The organism is Microtetraspora malaysiensis (assembly GCF_001528665.1).
GTDB classification, from domain to species: domain Bacteria; phylum Actinomycetota; class Actinomycetes; order Streptosporangiales; family Streptosporangiaceae; genus Microtetraspora_A; species Microtetraspora_A malaysiensis.
Map to the genome: position 1 here is coordinate 59,183 of NZ_BBYJ01000026.1, position 17,367 is coordinate 76,549.

Annotated in this window: 18 protein-coding genes and 1 riboswitch; of the genes, 7 read left to right on the plus strand and 11 right to left on the minus strand. The window is 69.8% G+C overall.

Annotated elements, in window-relative coordinates; genetic code table 11:
- Both AWQ71_RS30640 and AWQ71_RS30645 read left to right on the plus strand, forming a co-directional pair.
- The gene (locus AWQ71_RS30640; protein WP_067139558.1) at positions 1–1,629 is read left to right on the plus strand and encodes an amidohydrolase; all 1,629 of its coding nucleotides are present in this window, start codon (positions 1–3) and stop codon (positions 1,627–1,629) included.
- A 130-nt stretch (positions 1,630–1,759) separates the two neighbouring features.
- Positions 1,760–2,269 carry a GNAT family N-acetyltransferase gene (locus tag AWQ71_RS30645; protein WP_084259467.1) on the plus strand — a complete coding sequence of 170 codons (510 nt, stop codon included), beginning with the start codon at positions 1,760–1,762 and terminating at the stop codon, positions 2,267–2,269.
- Positions 2,270–2,311: 42 nt separating this feature from the next.
- On the opposite strand, the gene AWQ71_RS30650 is transcribed toward AWQ71_RS30645, so the two are convergent.
- Positions 2,312–3,298 carry an alpha/beta fold hydrolase gene (locus tag AWQ71_RS30650; protein ID WP_067139561.1) on the minus strand — a complete coding sequence of 329 codons (987 nt, stop codon included), beginning with the start codon at positions 3,296–3,298 and terminating at the stop codon, positions 2,312–2,314.
- Positions 3,299–3,726: 428 nt separating this feature from the next.
- Here AWQ71_RS30650 and AWQ71_RS30655 point away from each other — a divergent pair, with 428 nt between their 5' ends.
- Both AWQ71_RS30655 and AWQ71_RS30660 read left to right on the plus strand, forming a co-directional pair.
- A complete protein-coding gene (locus tag AWQ71_RS30655) occupies positions 3,727–3,981 on the plus strand; it encodes a hypothetical protein (protein ID WP_067139564.1) in 255 nt (84 codons plus the stop codon).
- Positions 3,982–4,049: 68 nt separating this feature from the next.
- On the plus strand, positions 4,050–4,475 hold the full coding sequence (locus tag AWQ71_RS30660) for an archease (protein ID WP_067139739.1): 426 nt from the start codon (positions 4,050–4,052) through the stop codon (positions 4,473–4,475).
- A gap of 15 nt (positions 4,476–4,490) precedes the next feature.
- Here AWQ71_RS30660 and AWQ71_RS30665 read toward each other — a convergent pair whose 3' ends face one another.
- The 5 genes from AWQ71_RS30665 to AWQ71_RS30685 all read right to left on the minus strand — a co-directional run bounded on the left by AWQ71_RS30665 (position 4,491) and on the right by AWQ71_RS30685 (position 9,730).
- Entirely contained in the window at positions 4,491–5,405 is a 915-nt protein-coding gene (locus AWQ71_RS30665) for a GlxA family transcriptional regulator (RefSeq protein WP_067139567.1), read from the minus strand.
- Entirely contained in the window at positions 5,402–5,953 is a 552-nt protein-coding gene (locus tag AWQ71_RS30670) for a cysteine hydrolase family protein (protein WP_067139570.1), read from the minus strand. Before AWQ71_RS30670 ends, AWQ71_RS30665 begins: the two co-directional genes overlap by 4 nt.
- Positions 5,954–6,063: 110 nt before the next feature.
- Positions 6,064–7,437, minus strand: a complete 1,374-nt coding sequence (locus AWQ71_RS30675) for an MATE family efflux transporter (protein ID WP_084259469.1) — start codon at positions 7,435–7,437, stop codon at positions 6,064–6,066.
- A gap of 217 nt (positions 7,438–7,654) precedes the next feature.
- Positions 7,655–8,458: a bifunctional hydroxymethylpyrimidine kinase/phosphomethylpyrimidine kinase gene (gene thiD, locus AWQ71_RS30680; RefSeq protein ID WP_218002031.1), complete on the minus strand. Its 804-nt coding sequence runs from the start codon at positions 8,456–8,458 to the stop codon at positions 7,655–7,657.
- A riboswitch (TPP riboswitch) is annotated at positions 8,450–8,544 on the minus strand. Its footprint overlaps the gene before it by 9 nt.
- Positions 8,545–8,890: 346 nt before the next feature.
- Positions 8,891–9,730: a MurR/RpiR family transcriptional regulator gene (locus AWQ71_RS30685; protein WP_067139576.1), complete on the minus strand. Its 840-nt coding sequence runs from the start codon at positions 9,728–9,730 to the stop codon at positions 8,891–8,893.
- 48 nt (positions 9,731–9,778) lie between these two features.
- Between AWQ71_RS30685 and AWQ71_RS30690 the strand changes: the two genes are divergently transcribed.
- The 3 genes from AWQ71_RS30690 to AWQ71_RS30695 all read left to right on the plus strand — a co-directional run bounded on the left by AWQ71_RS30690 (position 9,779) and on the right by AWQ71_RS30695 (position 12,069).
- The gene (locus tag AWQ71_RS30690; protein WP_245658619.1) at positions 9,779–10,645 is read left to right on the plus strand and encodes an EamA family transporter; all 867 of its coding nucleotides are present in this window, start codon (positions 9,779–9,781) and stop codon (positions 10,643–10,645) included.
- A complete protein-coding gene (locus tag AWQ71_RS42075; RefSeq protein ID WP_157570672.1) occupies positions 10,642–10,878 on the plus strand; it encodes a hypothetical protein in 237 nt (78 codons plus the stop codon). Before AWQ71_RS30690 ends, AWQ71_RS42075 begins: the two co-directional genes overlap by 4 nt.
- A gap of 234 nt (positions 10,879–11,112) precedes the next feature.
- Positions 11,113–12,069, plus strand: a complete 957-nt coding sequence (locus AWQ71_RS30695) for a PP2C family protein-serine/threonine phosphatase (RefSeq protein ID WP_245658621.1) — start codon at positions 11,113–11,115, stop codon at positions 12,067–12,069.
- Between the two features lie 258 nt (positions 12,070–12,327).
- Here AWQ71_RS30695 and AWQ71_RS30700 read toward each other — a convergent pair whose 3' ends face one another.
- The 5 genes from AWQ71_RS30700 to AWQ71_RS30720 all read right to left on the minus strand — a co-directional run bounded on the left by AWQ71_RS30700 (position 12,328) and on the right by AWQ71_RS30720 (position 17,312).
- Positions 12,328–13,668 (minus strand): M1 family metallopeptidase, encoded by a 1,341-nt coding sequence (locus AWQ71_RS30700; RefSeq protein WP_218002032.1) that lies wholly within the window; start codon positions 13,666–13,668, stop codon positions 12,328–12,330.
- 392 nt (positions 13,669–14,060) lie between these two features.
- Complete coding sequence (locus AWQ71_RS30705; protein ID WP_218002033.1) at positions 14,061–14,675, minus strand: cadmium resistance transporter; 615 nt, start codon at positions 14,673–14,675, stop codon at positions 14,061–14,063.
- A 103-nt stretch (positions 14,676–14,778) separates the two neighbouring features.
- Positions 14,779–15,084, minus strand: a complete 306-nt coding sequence (locus AWQ71_RS30710) for a hypothetical protein (protein ID WP_067139578.1) — start codon at positions 15,082–15,084, stop codon at positions 14,779–14,781.
- A gap of 102 nt (positions 15,085–15,186) precedes the next feature.
- On the minus strand, positions 15,187–16,431 hold the full coding sequence (locus AWQ71_RS30715; RefSeq protein WP_067139581.1) for an FAD-dependent oxidoreductase: 1,245 nt from the start codon (positions 16,429–16,431) through the stop codon (positions 15,187–15,189).
- Positions 16,428–17,312 carry a TetR/AcrR family transcriptional regulator gene (locus AWQ71_RS30720; protein ID WP_245658623.1) on the minus strand — a complete coding sequence of 295 codons (885 nt, stop codon included), beginning with the start codon at positions 17,310–17,312 and terminating at the stop codon, positions 16,428–16,430. Before AWQ71_RS30720 ends, AWQ71_RS30715 begins: the two co-directional genes overlap by 4 nt.
- Between the last annotated feature and the right edge of the window lie 55 nt (positions 17,313–17,367).

Sequence of the window (17,367 nt, forward strand, 5' to 3'; positions counted from 1 at the left end):
ATGACGACCCCCGCCGACCTCGTCTTCCTCGGCGGCCCGGTGCACACGCTCGGACCGGTCCGCACCGCGGCCACGGCGGTCGCCGTCCGCGACGGCCGGATCGTCGCCGTCGGCGCGAACCCGGACGTCCGGCCGCTGATCGGCCGCGCCACCGAGGTCGTCGACCTGGCCGGCCGCGCCCTGCTCCCCGGCTTCCAGGACGCCCACGTGCATCCCGTCCTGGCCGGCCTCGCCATGATCCGGTGCGACCTGCACGACGTTCGCGACGCGGACGAGGCGGTCGCCGCCGTCCGCGCGTACGCCGAAGCGAACCCCGACGCCAAGTGGATCAGCGGCGGCGGCTGGTCCATGGAGTGGTTCCCCGGCGGAACGCCGAGCAGGCACCTGCTGGACGCGGTGGTCCCCGACCGGCCCGTCCATCTGATCAACCGGGACGGCCACGGGGCGTGGGTCAACACCCGGGCGCTGGAGCTGAGCGGCGTCGACGCGGGCACGCCTGACCCGGCCGACGGGCGCGTCGAGAGGGAGGCCGACGGCAGCCCGCAGGGCACACTCCACGAGGGCGCGTCCCACCTGGTCGACCGGCACGTCCCCGAACCGACCGCGGACATGATGCTGCGCGCGCTCCGGGCGGGCCAGCGGCGGCTGCACTCCGCCGGTGTGACCACCTGGCAGGACGCGATGGTCGATCCGAAAGTGCAGCGCGCCTATCTGGCGGCGGCCGAGTCCGGGCTGCTCACCGCGCGGGTGGTCGGCGCCCTCTGGTGGGACCGTGACAGGGGCGAGGAGCAGATCCCCGAGTTGCTCTCGCGCCGAGGTGAGGCGGGCCGGTTCCGCGCCACCAGCGTGAAGATCATGCAGGACGGGGTGGCGGAGAACTTCACCGCCGCCATGACCTCCTCCTACCTCGACGGCTGCGGCTGCCGGACCGGCAACGAGGGGATCAGCTTCGTCGATCCCGAGAAGTTGCGCGGGCACGTCACCCGCCTGGACGCCGAGGGCTTCCAGGTCCACGTGCACGCCGTCGGAGACCGCGCGGCCCGCGAGGCCCTGGACGCGTTCGAGGCGGCGCGCGCCGCCAACGGCGCGAACGACCACCGGCACCACATCGCGCACCTGCAGGTCGTGCACCCGGACGACGTGCCGCGGTTCGCCGCCCTCGGCGTCACCGCCAACATGCAGCCGCTGTGGGCGGCGCACGAGCCGCAGATGGACGAGCTGACCATCCCGTTCCTCGGCCCCGAGCGGGCGGCCTGGCAGTATCCGTTCGGGGATCTCGCCCGCGCCGGCGCCTCGCTCGCGGCCGGGAGCGACTGGCCGGTCAGCAGCCCCGATCCGTTCCTGGGCATCCACGTCGCCGTCAACCGGTGGGTCCCGGGCGAGCCCGCGGAGGCGTTCCTGCCGGAGCAGCGCCTCACCCTGGCGGCCGCCCTGGCCGCGTACACGATCGGCGCGGCGCGGGTGAACCACCTGGACACCGAGACCGGCACCATCGAGCAGGGCAAGGTCGCCGACCTGGTGGTCACCGACCGCGACCCGTACGCGATCCCGGCCGGCGAGCTCGCCGAGACGTCGGTGCTGGCCACGTACGTCGAAGGCCGCCTCGTCCACACCGATCCGGCCTACTGACGGTCTCCCTGAGGACGCGCGGGCGAGGGCGGCCTGGCCTCGCCCGCGTCCCGGAAGGACCGTACTAGTTGCAAGAGATTTGCAACTACTTGATCTAGGCGAGAGAGTCCGGGCCCAGTAGGGTGATCGCGTGATCAGTGACGTGACGGTTTCTCCGGCCACTTGGGACGACGGGGATGCGGTGGGCGAGATCCACGCGGAGTCGTGGAAGGCCGCCTACGCCGGCTTCTTCACTCCGGAGTTCTTCGCGGAGGCGGTGCGGCAGCGGCGCCACAAGTGGCACGACGTGCTCGCCGGGAGCAAGGGAACGATCATGCTGGCCGCCCTGAACGGGCGACCGCTGGCCTTCTCCTACTTCGGCCCCTCGGCCGAGCGGCCGGAGGCGACGGAGATCTTCGGCTTCTACGGCCACCCGGACGGCTGGGGAAGCGGTGTCGCGAGCGTCCTGATGACCGCCTCCCTGCGGAGAATGCGCGAGGACGGCGTCAGGCGGGTCCACCTGTGGACGCTACGGGACACGCTCCAGTCCCGCCGCTTCTACGTGAAGAGCGGCTTCACGGAGTCGGGCGTGGTCCGCGACCACGACTACGGCGACGGCAACCCGATCGAGCAGGTCGAGTACGAGCTGACCCTCCCCTGACGGCCCCAGCGTCTCCACAGGGGCCGGCGTTGTCCGGTTTGATCACGCGACGCCGAGGAAACCGGCCAGCACAGGGTTGACCAGCGCGGGTTCGTCCTCGTGGAGGACGTGCCCCAGGCCGGGGAACATGCGGAGGGTGGATCCCGGGATACTGCGGCGCAGCCGGTCGGCCTGCTCGGGGGCGACGAACGTGTCCCGGTCCCCCCACAGGATCAGCGTGGGAGCGCGGATGCCGCCCAGCTTCCGCTCGACGAGCGACAGGTCAAGCTCGCGGACCTGCTTCCACATCGCCGTGCGGTTGGGTCGGCGGCTCAGCGGCGCCCAGTACTCGTCGACGACCCTGGAGGTCATCCGTTCACTGTGTGCGTAGGCCCCCGACAGGCCTGAGGCGAAGGTCGATCTGCCCATCAGCTTGGTCACCGCCTCGCCGATCACGGGCACGCGCATCATTTCGAGATTGGCGTTGCCTGGCGCGTCCAGCCCCAGGGGCGCCATCAGGATCAGCTTTCCCACGCGTTCGGGACGGGTCTCGGCGAGGTACAGCGCCACGGAACCGTTCAGCGAATGGGCGACCACGGACGCCCGCGGCACGCCGACGGCGTCCATGAATGAGCCGAGAGCATCGGTCATCGCCCGCACGTCATAGCCGAAACCCTCGTCGTGGACGCTCGTGTATCCGTATCCAGGCAGGTCGACCGCGTACACGGTGTGATCGCCGGCGAGGGCGGGGATGGTGTCGCGATAGGTGTAGATCCACAGCGTGCCACCGGGAAGCAGCACAACGGGCGAGCCGTTCCCGGTCTTGGTGTAGTGGAAGCGGGCCACGGGCGTGTCGACGAAGCGCGACTCCGCCGACCAGGACGAGCGGAAATCCCGCTCCTCGGGTGGCTGCCACGCGTACGCCACGGCCAGGAGCGCCGCGACCACCACGGCCATCAGCGCGGCGACCGCCTTCAGCGCGCGGCGTAGCCCTCGCCGCCGTGGGGCCGCCCCGGGCTGTTGCGTGGGGTTCTCATCCTTGGTGACCATGAGACCTCGTCCTCCGTCTGCGAACTATGTATAAAGACGGCACGCCCGTGGGCCATGTGACGGCCGGGCCGCGTGAGGTCGATCACAGGCGCGCGACTCTCCGGCGGTCGCGCAGGCCACATCACTCAGCGATCAGCCCCGATCCGGCATCGTCCGCTCTCCACCGGCCCGCGACCGGCCCGTAATCGTCGCCGAATCAACGCGGCGTATAGTTTGAATTAACGAAATATGGCCCGCCGAACCACTCCCCGACCAAAACGGCCGGGACGCCGAAACCAAAGGGGACGCCAGCGAAAACAGCACACGCACACCGTTCAGAAAAGGTCGTAGAAACAATGAGGAGATACAAGGTCAGAACTTTGATAACGCTGCTACGCCCGGAGGAAGGAGGACTGAAACACGAATTACTCAGCCCCACACATTCGCTGGTGGTCCACGTACGCCGCCGCGAAGGGACCAAGATCCGTAGCCACCTGTTCGAAACGGCGATCACGACCGACGACGACGAACCGCTGGTCCCCGGTGACAAGGACCGCCTGGTCACCATCCTCGTGACGGACGACCAGGCGAGCGAATATCTGCAGCCTGGTCAGCACTTCGACCTCTGGCCCGAGCATGATGTGGGAGCCGCGTTCGGGAAGAACGTCGGGACCGGCGTCGTCTCCCGGCGCGTGTTCGTCTGATCCGTGAAGTCTCGTATCCGCGGATCGGGCCCGACGTGCCGAACGCGGCCGAAGAAGGGGTGGACAGCGTGAGCAGGGGGCACCGGGTGGTCCCCCACACCGCCGGCATCGCGCTGGAGGCGTGGGCGGACGGCCGCGAGGAATGCCTGGCCGAAGCGGCACGGGCACTGGTGGAGACCTTCGCCGACGTCGGCGACGCGGTCCCGGACCACTGCGACACCATCGCCCTGGCCGAGGAGACCGACGAAGAGCTGCTCATCACGCTGCTGGACGAGGTCGTCCGCGAGGTCGAGAGGTCCGGCCGGGTGGCGGTGGACGTGTCGATCGACGAACGGACGGGCGCCACCGAGGGGCAGGTCGAGATGCGATTGGCGACCGTCCCGCTGGAGACGGTCGGCCGCGCCGGCGCGTCACCCGCGCCGATCAGCCGCGAGGGACTGCGGTTCGGCCGCGAGTCCGGGATGTGGCACGCCCACGTCGTGATCGGCCTCTGACCGGGGGAGCCATTGTCAGAAAGACACTCGGGCGCGGAGACGGCGCAGCATCCGGGCATCTTCGAACCCCACCTCGCGCGCGGCGGTCTCCACCGTCGTGCCACGGCCGACCAGGTGCTCCGCACGTTCCAGTCGCAGCGTCTGCTGGTAACGCAGCGGGGTGAGCCCGCCGGTGGCGCGCGCGAACAGCCGGGTCAGGGTGCGTTCGCTCACGCCGGCGGAGGCGGCCAGGTGGGCGAGCGGCAGCGGCTCGGCGAACCGCGCATCGATGAGGTCCTGTACGCGGTGGACGGTGTCGTCCAGGTGGGAGCGGTGCCGCAGCATGGCGCTGGCCTGCGGCTCGTGGCCGTTGCGGCGGGCGTAGACGACCATGGCCCTCGCCACCTGGGCGGCGAGTGCCGGGCCGTGCCTGACGGCCAGCAGGTGCAGCGTCAGGTCGATGCCGCTCGCGATGCCCGCCGAGGTCACCACCCCGTCGTCGGCGGTGAACAGCACGTCCCGCACCACGATCGCCCGGGGATGCCGGGCCGCCAACTCGTCCTGGAGTTCGTGGTGCGTGGTGCAGCGGCGCCCGTCCAGCAGCCCCGCCTGGCCCAGCGCCTCCGCCCCGGCGCAGACGCTCGCGACGGTGCCGCCGGCGGCGTGGTGCGCGCGCATCCGCTCCAGCGCGGCCGGGCTCAGCTCCGGCCCGCCACGCAGTGTGGGCGCCCGCCAGCCCGGCACCACGACCAGATCGTCGAGGCCCAGCTCCGGCCACTCGATGTCCGCGATCAGCGGCAGGCCCTGCGCGGTGCGCACCTGCTCCTGCTCGGCGACGTAACTGAGCCGGTAGGGCTGCCCGAAGTCCGCCGCCGTACTGAATACCTGGGCCGGCCCGGCCAGGTCGAGCAGGTGGACACCGGGCAGCAGGACGAAGACGACACGGCTCACGCCTCGGATGCTCCCAGCTCCGCCTCCAGTTCGGCTACCGTGGCGATCCGGGCGAAGCGGTCGCGGAGGACCGCCTCCGTACGCTGGATGATCGCGTCGGCGCCCAGCTCACCGATCGGGTTCGTCGTGGTGGCGTCCGTGACGAAGACCATCCGGTAGCCGAGGTCGCTGCCCACCCGGGTGGTGGTCTCCACACACTGCTCCGTGCGGATCCCGCAGACCAGCAGCTCGCGTACGCCCGCCCCGGTCAGCAGCTGTTGCAGGTTGGTGGTGGTGAAGGCGTTGTGGGACGTCTTGCGCAGCACCGGCTCGCCGGGCTGCGGCTGCTCCAGCTCGTCGAGCAGGCGCACGTGTCCGAGGGCCGGGTCGAACACGTCTCCGCTGCCGGGTTCGGCGTGCAGCACCCAGACCACCAGGTCGCCGTTGGCGCGGGCGAGGCGGACCAGCCGGTTGACCGGATCCGCGATCTTCGGGTTGGCGATCTGCTCCCAGAGGGGGCGGGCGCGGAAGGACTCCTGGACATCGATCACGATCAGCGCTCGGTTCATGTCCCCTATTCTGACCAGCGCCGATGCCGGTACGGCAGGCCCGATCTGGCCTCGTACCGGAACGATCCGGTCACCGGCTCCCCTCGGCCCATCGCCCCGGCACCGGCGGCTCAGGCCGGCGCTTGGATCTTCACTCGAGAAGTGCGGCGAAAGTCGATCGTCTGCTTGATCGCGAGATACACGTTCACGGCGGCTATCGACCACCAGATTCCTGCCAGCCCGAAGTGGTCGCGGACAGGAAAGATCGACAGCGCGAGCAACGAGTAGCCGACCGCGAAGTTCACCAGGCTGACCCGCGCTTCCTTGAGAGCCAGCAGGCTTCGCCCAGATGCGGCCTTCGCCCCTTCCGGCAACGCCGAGAGAATCATCAATCCCAGGAGTGAGCCGACCTCTCCGCGAACGGCGGGGTCAGGTGTGAAGACTCCGATGATCCAGGGTTTCGCCGCCAACAGCACGCATGCGCCCGCTCCGGCCACCGACACTCCCACCAGCAAACTCGTACGGGCGATCCGGCGACACAGAGCGAGGTCCCCTGCCGCGGCGGCCCTCGCAAGAATCGGAACCGCAGCTTGTGCGGTTGCGAGTGATGCCACCATCAAGAAGCCGTTAATAGACGAAAGAACAGCGTGAACCGCGCCGGCAGACGCCCCGATCCGAGCTACGCCGAGCGACGCCAGCCCGAGAGCGAACGCCTTTACCAACAGGGTCGCCGAAGAAGGAACACCAACCCGGGCCAGCTCCTTGATTTTGTGTGGCCGAGGCCGGCCCGGCCACAGGGAAGCCCCGGAAAGCACCGGCACATTGCGCAGGTGGATGTTCGCCTGGACAGCGCTTGCCGTTGAACTCACGACCAGCGCGACCCCCGCTCCGCTGATCCCCAGGCCCGGGAGGAAGCCGGCGCCGGAAACGAGCAGCGGGGTCAGAAGCATCGCGCTCGCGGTACTCGTGACCGCCACCCACAATACTTGACGATTCTTTCCGTACGCGATCAGGACCGATGTCCGCGCCCCGCCCACTGTAATTACCAGCAGATTCAGAGCCATGAGGAGAGGGAGCGACCCGAGTTCATTCAGAATCTCCGGCGAGGCACCGAAAAGGCTGCCGACGAGAGGAACGAGGGTGACCGGAAACGCACCCATCGTTCCGATGACGACTCCGAACCAATAGGAGTCCCGGATGATCGGAACAGCTACGCGCGGGTTCTCTCGATACGGAGCGATGAAGGGGACGGCGGCGCGCAAACAACCGCTCAGCGCGACGCTTGCCGGCGTGTACACGGATCCCGTGAGATTGAACGCCGCAAGGGCGGCAGTATCGTAATCCCCCAAAATGGCCACCACAATTGCCGAGCCCACGGAAGCAGCTATCATGGACAGGAAAAGCGGCAGGCCACCGGCGACGATCGAACGAAATACGCCTTCGGCTGACTGCGTCTCGTCCCATCGGGTCACATCGATGCGACTCGGTTCTCGAGCTGGGTTCATAAAACGCAGAATTCCCGGGCGACTCGTCCCGGGAATTCTCAATCATTATAACGGAGAACCGCAGCCGTCGAGTAGTACTTCCCCAGGCGATCGCGGTCGCCCTTGAGCAGGCCGGGCCGTTCCGGGTGGCATGAAACCCTTGAGCTCTTCAGCGCGGACATACGGCTTCGGCTGTTCGGGCGAACGGCTTCCCAGGTGGGAGGGCATTCGCCCGGGGTCACCAGACGGCGTGGAAGTGGTGGACCGGGCCGCGGCCGTGGCCGACGCCCAGGGTGTCGGCGGCGCGCAGCGCGCCGGTCAGGTACTCCTTGGCCTCGCGAACGGCGGCGAGCCAGTCCGCATGACGCGGCCGCAGCGCCGCGATCGCCGCGGACAGGGTGCAGCCGGTGCCGTGGGTGTTGCGGGTCGCGACGCGCGGCGCGGAGAGCTCGATCGCGCCGTCCCCTTCGCTGAAGACGTCCACGCAGACGTCGCCGTCGAGATGGCCGCCCTTGAGCAGCACCCGCCGCGCCCCCAGCGCGTGCAGCCGCTTGACCTGCTCGCGCATCTCCTCGACGCCGACCGCCTGGGGCACGTCCAGCAGGTCCGCGGCCTCGGGCAGGTTCGGCGTGATCAGGTCGACACGGGGCAGGAGCTCCTCGCGCAGCGCGGCCACCGCGTCCTGCGCCAGCAGCCGGTCGCCGCTCTTGGCCACCATCACCGGGTCGAGCACCACGTACGGGGGCGAGAACCGGTCCAGCGCCGCGGCCACCGCCCGGACGACCGCGGCCTCCCCCAGCATGCCGATCTTCACCGCGTCCGCCGGGACGTCGGTCAGCAGCGTGTCCAACTGGGACTCGACGAACGCGGCGGGCACCTCGAGGATCTCGCGTACGCCGGTGGTCGTCTGCGCGACCAGGCCGGTGATCACCGCCATGCCGTAGCCGCCGAGCGCGGAAAAGGCCTTCAGGTCGGCCTGGATGCCCGCGCCGCCGCTGGGGTCGGTGCCGGCGATCGACAACACCTTGGGGATGGCAGTCAACGATGACGTCCCTTCGCTAGTGAGAACTAGATCAGGTTCGACGGGTGTGATCTCAGCCCGGCTCCCGGGCACCCCGCGTCACGAGCAACCGTAACAGAGCACCGAGCGAGGTCGATCTACGACCTCGTCGTCGTCCAGGCCGGACCTGCTCCCGTCGAGCGGACCGGGGAACACCTCGGCCCGCACGTGATCGACGGGGACGTGCGGGCCGGAGTTCTTGGCCCGCAACGACGACCAACAACCGCCATCGGCAAAACGCCCTCGAAGCGTCCACGAGAAAAGCCCGGTGATATTTACCTGGAATAGTAGTTCCCCTTCCCGATGACTATTGGCGACTGCTTTTCCCCAGCCCCCCGAATTTGACAGCGCGCATGACCGGGGAGGCGCCGCTCCGGCCAACCTGGCCCGGGCGTCCGCGTGAACGGCGCGGTGTCAGTACGCGTGGTCGGCCGTGACGTCGGCCGACAGGCGCAGTGCCTGTTCGGCGGTGGCGCCGCGCAGGGAGAGCAGGGTCAGAGTCAGCGCGTCCACGACAGCGAGGTGGGCCAGGCGGCTGGCAACGGTTTCCAGCCCGAAGACGAGGTCCTGCCCGCCGGCGACAAGTGTGACGGTGCTGGTGTCGCTCAGCGGAGAGTGGGCGTAGCTGGTTAGCGCGATGACGCTCGCACCTCCCTGGCGGGCGCGGCGGGCGGCGTCCACCGTGCTGCGGGTCGCGCCGGTGTGGCTGATGGCCAGGCAGGCGGCGGACGCCGGGAGCTGGCCGGCGGCCAACTGGGCCGTGATCGGGTCAAGCGGGGCGTCCACGACGGAGCCGAGGGCCCGCAGGCGGTAGGCGGCGTCCGCGGCCACGGCGCCGGACAGCCCGGCTCCGACGACGAGGACGCGGGTCGCCGCGTGCAGGGTCCGCGCCGCCTCGCGCAGGCGCTCCACGGGGAGGGTGGCGGACAGCCCGTCGAGGGCGTCCCGCGCGGCGCGCACCGTGTCGGCGAGCGCGCGGGCCGCGGGATCCCGGTCACGGGAAGGGCGGGGAGGGGGCGCCTCGCGCGCCGCGGCGATCTTCACCTCCTGGAACCCGCGAAACCCGAGGCGCTGGCAGGCGCGTACGACCGATGAGGGCGCGGTGCGGGCGAGCGCGGCGACGTCGCTGACGCTGAGATGCACCAGGTCCGCGCCCTTGTCGAGGATGACCCGCGCGACGCGGGCCTCGGTGTCGCGCAGGTCGGACAGGTGCGCGCGCACATGGGCCGCGAGGGATGCGGAACGCTCTTCCATAGAACTAGAGTAGCGTGGAATTAAATTCCGGACATATGGGAGCGTTCCATGCTTGGGATCATGCCGGGTGCGGGTGCCGTAGCCGCCGTGGTGCTGGCGGCGGCGGTGCTGCACGCCGTATGGAACGCGATGGCGCACGGCATGAAGGACAAGCTGGTCGCGTTCACCCTGATCAACGTCGCCTCCACCGGGTGCGCCGCCGTGATGGTCTGCCTCACGCCGATGCCGGACGCGGCGGCGTGGCCGTTCATCGCCGCCTCGGCCCTGCTGCAGGTCGGGTACCAGATCCTGCTGCTGCGGGCGTACCAGCTCGGCGACTTCGGGCAGATGTACCCGGTGGCGCGCGGCACGTCGCCCCTGCTGGTCGCCGTCCTGTCCGTGACCGTGCTCGACCGGCCGCTACCGCCCGAGAACGTCGCCGGAGTGGTGGTGATCTCGTGCGGGCTGGCCGGACTGGCGCTCGCGGACGGCATACCCGGCCGGGCCCAACTGCCGGCGCTGGCCGCCGCACTCGGCACCGGAGCGATGATCGCCCTCTACACGGTCGTCGACGGCACCGGGGTCCGGCATTCGGGAACGGTCACCGGCTACATCGCGTGGATGTTCCTCTGCCAGGGACCGATATTGCCGTTGATCGCCTGGGTACGACGGGGCCGCTCCCTCATCGACCAGATGCGCCCCGTGTACGTACGCGGCCTGACGGGAGGGGTGCTCTCCTTGCTGGCCTACGGGCTCGTCGTGTGGGCGCAGTCCCGCGGCGACCTGGCCACCGTCGCCGCCCTGCGCGAGACGAGCATCGTCGTCGCCGCCCTGATCGGCACGCTGATCTTCCGGGAGCGATTGGGCGTCCTGCGGGTCACCGCCGCCGTCACCGTCCTGACCGGCATCGCCGTACTGGAGCTGGCCCACTGGTGATCGGCCGCGCCGCCCGCGAGGCGGCGGCCTGTCCGGCGGCGGAACGTCACGGACTCGGCGTCACCCGAAGTCACGGCGGCCGCATCCCGCTAACCCTGCCCGAGATCCGCCGACTGCCGGCCGCCCTGCTGCTTGAACCGGCCGCCTGCGCCGGTCAGCCCGACACCGACGGCACCACGCCATCGCCCGACACTGCCATTACCAGCGCAGACCCAACCATGATCGCGAAATGACACTGGAGCGCCAACCACCGGCTCGCGCCTTATACCCTGGTCAGGGTGGATTTCTCCGGTCGACTCCGGCGCTGGTGGGGCAACCTACGGGAAGATCCCACGCTCCTGGTGCCTCTAGCGCTGACAGTCATCATCACCGTGCTGGCCTTCGCAACCCCGAGTCATCTCTACTTCAGCCGCTTTCTCGCAGTCGCCCCCGCTTTTGCCGCCTCGGTGTGGCCGGTGGTCCGAACGATGACCATCGGTGTGCTCGCCGCGGCCATCTACGTAGTGATCGCCTTGACCATCGGCCAACGCGAGCCCCCGCAGTCACACCTGTTCACCCTCGCGGTGATCGCCGGCGTTACCGCCGCGGCCGCCTACGCCAGCCATGTGCGCCAGCAGCGGGAGCAGACCCTCGCCGACGTCCGCTCCGTCGCCGAGACGACCCAGAAAGTCCTGCTGCGCCCCATACCGCACCGCCTCGGCGGGTTGGAGATTGACGCCCTGTACCTGGCCGCCGCGGCCCAGGCCCGCGTCGGCGGCGACTTCTACGAAGCACTGGAGACAGCCCACGGCGTCCGCCTGATCATCGGAGACGTGCGCGGCAAGGGCCTCCCCGCGGTCGGGACGGCCTCAGCGATCGTCGGCTGCTTCCGGGAAGCCGCCTACGACGAGCCGGACCTGGCACGGCTGGCACGCCGACTGGACGTGAGCGCGAGCCGTTACACAACGCTGGTGCCCGGCGACCAGATGGAGGGCTTCGCCACGGCCCTGCTCGTCGAGATCCCCCACGACGAATCGGCCGTCGAAATCGTCAACTGCGGACATCCTCCTCCACTACTGTTCCACGCGGGAGCGGTCCGCGAGGTCACCCCCACGGCGCCCTCACCGCCCATCAACATGGGTGCGCTACTCGGGGCGGACTACCACATCGACACCGTCCGCTTCGCCGCCGACGACCATCTACTGCTCTACACCGACGGCGTCACCGAGACCCGCGACCACACCGGTGCGTTCTTCCCGCTGGTGAAGCACGCGGGCCGATGGGACTCGGACGCCCCGTCCCGGCTGCTCAAGCAGTTGCACAGGGACCTGGTCCGCTACAGCCCCGGCCGTCTCGACGACGACATCGCGGCCATCGCCGTCCGTGCGGCGGCCACTACGCCGTCGGCTGCCAGTACCGGTTCAAAGTCGTCCCGGGGCGCTTGACCTCAGCCCGACCGCTACGTCCCGTCCTTGACCGCGACGCACGTGTAGCTGCGGAGGGACACGAGCTGCTGCCCCTGCTCCCCCGGCGGACGTCGAGCACGGCCGCAACATCGCGCGGCGCCGCCACCGGCCGCTCCGGAGCCGGGCCGTCGAAGGGGACGAGACGCGCCTCGGACGAGTCGGCGATCATTCGGAACGGCCTGATCAGCGTTGAGGGCGCGACCAACCCGAACAGACCCATCCCGAGAAAGAAGACCGTCAGCCGTCAATGCGGTGGGTGGTCCAGAACGATGACAGGTCGACCGAGGTGGTGGCCTGGGCGGCGGCCTTGAACTCGGCGGTGGTCGAGATCCCGTACCAGTGGGCGCTGGCGTAGTTCCTCAGCAGGTTCTCCATCGCCGTGGTGCCGATCATGCGCCGCAGGTCGTGCAGCGCGCACTTACCGTAGGTGTAGACCACGGTTCCGTACCGGCTCGAGTGAGCGTCCCAGTAGGCCATCGAGTTGCTGATCTTCTCGGCCGACGACTGCCAGGTGACGTTGTTCCAGCAGTTGTTGCCCGAGACGCCGTTGTAGAGATCGGTGGCGTAGTCGGTGAACGACTCGTCCAGCCACGGGCTGGTGTACTCGTCGTCACCGACGATGCCGTACCACCACTGGTGGGCCAGTTCGTGGGCGAGGGCTGTCGAGCTGACCACGTCGAGCACGAAGCCGGGATACTCCATGCCGCCGAACCAGAAGTTGTTGTCCAGCACAACGTCCGCCTCGCCGTACGGGTAGGCCCCGAACCGCCCGGCGTGGGCGACCAGCGCGTTCTTGGCGGTGGTCATCATCGAGGAGGCGCTGGCCGAACTGATCGAGCTCACCCGGTAGACGTTCACCGTGACGCCGGTGGTCGTGGTGCTTGTGGTCTTCACGAACGGCCCGGCCGCCCAGGCGAACTCCCGCACGTTGGCGGCGGTGGCCGTGGTGACCGTACGACCGGACGTCCCCGGCGTATCGACTGAGGTGCCTGTGGCAGGCACCAGCAGCGAGGTCGGGTGGTCGAGCGCGACGGAGTAGTTACTGGTGAGCGCGTAGAAAGACTCACCGTTGTTGCTGTACGGATCGAGGTGCCAGCCGCTCGCGTCGCGGACCGCCAGAACAGGCAGCGCGTTGCCGATGAAGTTGTAGGACCCATCGCGGCCGAACCGGTCCGCGCCGCTGGGCACCACGATGCTCAGGTCGAAGCCGATCGAGGCGCTGTCGTTCTGGGCGAGCGGGGCGGGCAGTGCGATCTTCAGCGTGGTGCAGGCGACCGACAGCGGGGACGGCGTGCCCCCGGTCACGTTGGTCACGGTTATCGGTGTGGACGGGCACGTGCCGTGGTAGTTGTCCCACAACCGGAGGTAGACCTCCGTCAGGGGATCCGCGGACGGGTTGGTGAAGGTGATGCCTTCGTGTCCGGTCCATGTGCTGCCCGACGTGTTGCTGGTCAGGCTGACCGTGTAGGAGGGCGACGCCGGCGTCCGGGTTCCGTCCACCGCGAAGGCGGCCGGTGGAGTACCCCAGATCAGGAAAAGTAAGGCTGCGACGGTGGGAATCAGGGCTCGACGCACCATCAGGACGGTCTCCCTTTCGAGCGCACGGGTCCCCCGATCTGTCAGCACAATGTAATTTTTTGTCAAATCGCAGTCAATGATCGATTTGGATAGCTCTGGTTCCCGCGTGGCACGTGGGTGACCTCGTCTGACACACATCTCGCATCTATGTCGGGTGCGAGGAGCGGGACGACCACCCAAGACGCCGCCGCGCCACCCTCGGCCGCGAAATCCGCGTACGAGTCGATCAAGGCATGGATCCTCGCCAGGGAGCTGGGGCGCGGTCGGGACGACAGGATTTGAACCTGCGACCCCTTGCCCCCGGGTCATTGGCGTGGGCATTTTTGGAAAACCCGCCGAGTTCAAGCCCAAGAGCGTTGCCGACTACGTTGCGACTGTTACTGCACGCACATTCACCAAGAAAGGATCTTCCCCAGCACGCCGGACTCCAGCACGATGAACGCCCCGATGGCCATGAACACCAGGGGGACGATCCACTGCCCGTAGCGCTCTATCACCGCGACGACCTTCTTGTGCGAGCCCAGCCAGGCGCCCACCAGGCACCAGACCGCCACCCCTGCCGCGAACACGGCGATGGTCAGAATCGTCGGGCCGACGCCGACGGCGCGGAAGACCGGCGTATAGACCGAGATGTTGTCGGCGCCGTTCGCGACCGTCACCCCGATCACCGACGCCAGCCCGGACGCCACCGCCGGGGCGGGGCCGTCGCTCCCGTCGGCCCGAGCGCGTAGCGCCCTGACCAACGCCCATACCCCGAGCCCGAGGGGCACCAGGCCCAGCAGGCCGACGTAGTCGTCCGGCACGATGGTCAGCCCCAGCGCGGCCACCACCGACACCAGGACCAACGCCGCGACGCCGAGATACTGGCCGGTCCAGATCTGCCACGTCCTGGGCGCGCCGCCGGCCCGCGACGACAGGAACAGGACCGTCAACACGATGATGTCGTCGACGTTCGTGCCGGCGAACATCCCCACCGCGGAGGCCACCGTGCCCAAGATTCCATCCACGACCGGCAAAGCTATCGCGTCGCGGCGAACACCCACTTTCGGGACGGAAAGGCCCGGGGCGGCTCGACGGACGCGTCGGCCGGGACGGCGGCGACGTGGCCGGTCAGCCCTCCAACGAGCGGACGCCCTCGTCCGCGCCGCCCGGGATCCCCTCCTGGCCGAAGGTGATCACCATGTACCTGCCGTTGGCGTAGCTGACCACCGGCCGGCCGAGCATGTCCCCCACCCTGCGGGCGACCTCCTGGAACACCTCCACCAACTCCGGGGTGTCGGCGCTCACCCTGAACCGGCCGCCGGCGACGAGATGCTCGATGACCAAGGGGGTGAATCCCGCCACGGCTCGGGCCCTCTCGTCCGCGGCGAGTGGGGTACGCCTGAGGGCGACCTGCGTGTCGAGAGGGTGCGCCATCGCTGATCTCCTCGTGATCGTCGGCTCTCCAGGATGCCATCGGAGCCGCGCCGCATGAGCGACAACCGGAGCAAATATCGCTTACGTGCATAACGCGGGACTTCAGCCGGAACGGCCGGGCTTCCTCGGCGCCCGGCGGGCGAAGACGGGGGCGCGCTCGGGGCGGACGCCCACCCCGATGATGTACGCGGGCACGGCCGACAGAGCCGGCACGGCCGCGAGCAGGGCCAGGAGCAGCTTGGGCGGAGCGAGGGGCCGGTCGTCGAGGACCGGCTCCATCACGCGCCGGTGCAGGAGCCTCTGCAGACCCTGGGTGACGGCGGTGGGCAGGATGCGCCGGCGACGCACCGCGTCCAGGTCGTGGCCGGTGACGCGGTGCCGCCTGAGCGGGGCGGCGAGCAGCCGGGCGGCGGCCACGGCATCCTGGACGGCCAGGTTGATGCCGACGCCGCCGACCGGCGACATGGCGTGGGCGGCGTCCCCGATGCACAGCAGCCCCGCGGTGTGCCAGCGCCGCAGCCGGTTCAGCCGCACGTCCAGGTGCTTGACGTCGTCCATCGACTCCAGGGCGTCGATGGCGCCGTCGAGTTCGGGCGCGACCTCGACGACGTCACGGCGGAACGCCTCGACGCCGCGTGCGCGCAGCGCCGCGTCGCCGCCCTTGTGGCCGAGGTAGGCGATCTGCAGGTAGCCCTCGCGGGGGATCATGGCGATGGCCCTGCCCCGGCCGAAGCGCGGGGTCAGGGACGAGGGGACCGCTCCCTGGACCGGGACCCGGAACCACCAGACGTCGATGCCGACCGGGAACTCCCGCACCCGCAGCCCGGAGTCGCGGCGGGCGAGCGACCAGCGGCCGTCGCAGGCCACGGTCAGGTCGGCGCGCAGCTCACCGGGTCCGTCCGGGCCGGAGTAGCGGACGCCGGCCACCCTGCCGTTCTCGCGGAGCAGGCCGGTGGCCTCGGTGCTCATGCGCAGGGTGAACGCGCGCTCCTCCTGTCCGGCCTGGGCCAGCAGGTTGAGCAGGTCCCACTGCGGGACCATGGCGACATAGGGGTGGGCGACGCGCAGGCGGCTGAAGTCGCCCAGCGGCACCCGGCGGCCGCCCGGCAGCTCGAAGGCCAGCCGCTCCACCCGGTTGTGCGGCAGCGCGGCGAAGCGCTCGCCCAGGCCGAGCTCGTCCAGCAGGGCGAGGGTGCTCGGGTGGACGGTGTCACCGCGGAAGTCGCGCAGGAAGTCGGCGTGCTTCTCCAGCACGGTGACCTCCACCCCGGCCCGGGCCAGTAACAGGCCCAGCACCATCCCGGCGGGCCCTCCGCCGATGATCGCGCACGTGGTGGTCTCACTCATCGAAGCTCCTCTCGATGGAGTAGGGGATGTCCGTCCGCCCCGGCCGGTGGCTCGGGAAGGGCGACGGCACGCAGAAACGTCTCGGCGAACATCTCGCAGGCCTCCTCCACGCTGGGCAGGACCACATCGGGTACGCGCTCGGCGACCGGGCGCAGCAGGAAGTGGAACACCAGCGGGCCGGCCATCTGGTGGATGAGCAGCAGGAGCGGCAGGTCGCGGACGCGGCCGGCGGCCACCTCGGCGGCCAGCCACCGCCCGAGCCCGCCGAGCAGGCGCGGCGCGAAGTGCTGGGCCAGGATGTCCGTGCCCTCGTCGTTCGGCCTGGCCAGGGCCTGGGCGAGAACGGCCGGCAGCACCCGGGGCGGGCGGGCGAGCCCGTCGGCCAGCAGGCGGTAGACCCGGCGGACCGTCTCGGCCAGATCCGCCGGCGGCCCGGACAGCGTCTCCTCCAGGTCCAGGATCGGGCTGTAGCGGTCGAAGACGGCGCACAGCAGCTCGTCCCGGCCGCCGAAGGTCGCGTACAGGCTGTGCACCGAGCACTGGGCGGCGGCGGCGACCGCCTCCAGGGTGGCCGCGGCCAGGCCCTGCTCGCCGATCAGGTGCGCCGCGGCCTCGACGGCGCGGTCGCGCACCGGCCGCTGCCCGCCGGGATCCACCCCGGCGGCGCGCACCGCCTCGTCCAGCGCCTGGCGGGTGCCGCCCAGCCGGCGCAGCAGCGTGCTGCGTGAGATCCCGGCCTCCTGGGCGATCGCGAGTATCGGCACGTCGGCCACGTCCCGGTTCAGCCGGGCGGCGGCGCGGAGCGCGGCCCGGACCAGCTCGGAGGGGATCTCCGCACGGTTGGCGTCCGGCAGGCGGTCGAATTCATCTTTCGGTGACACATCTTTAAGCGTACGCCGTAATAGAGTTTCATCAAGGGGCGAATTTTTTGCCGGG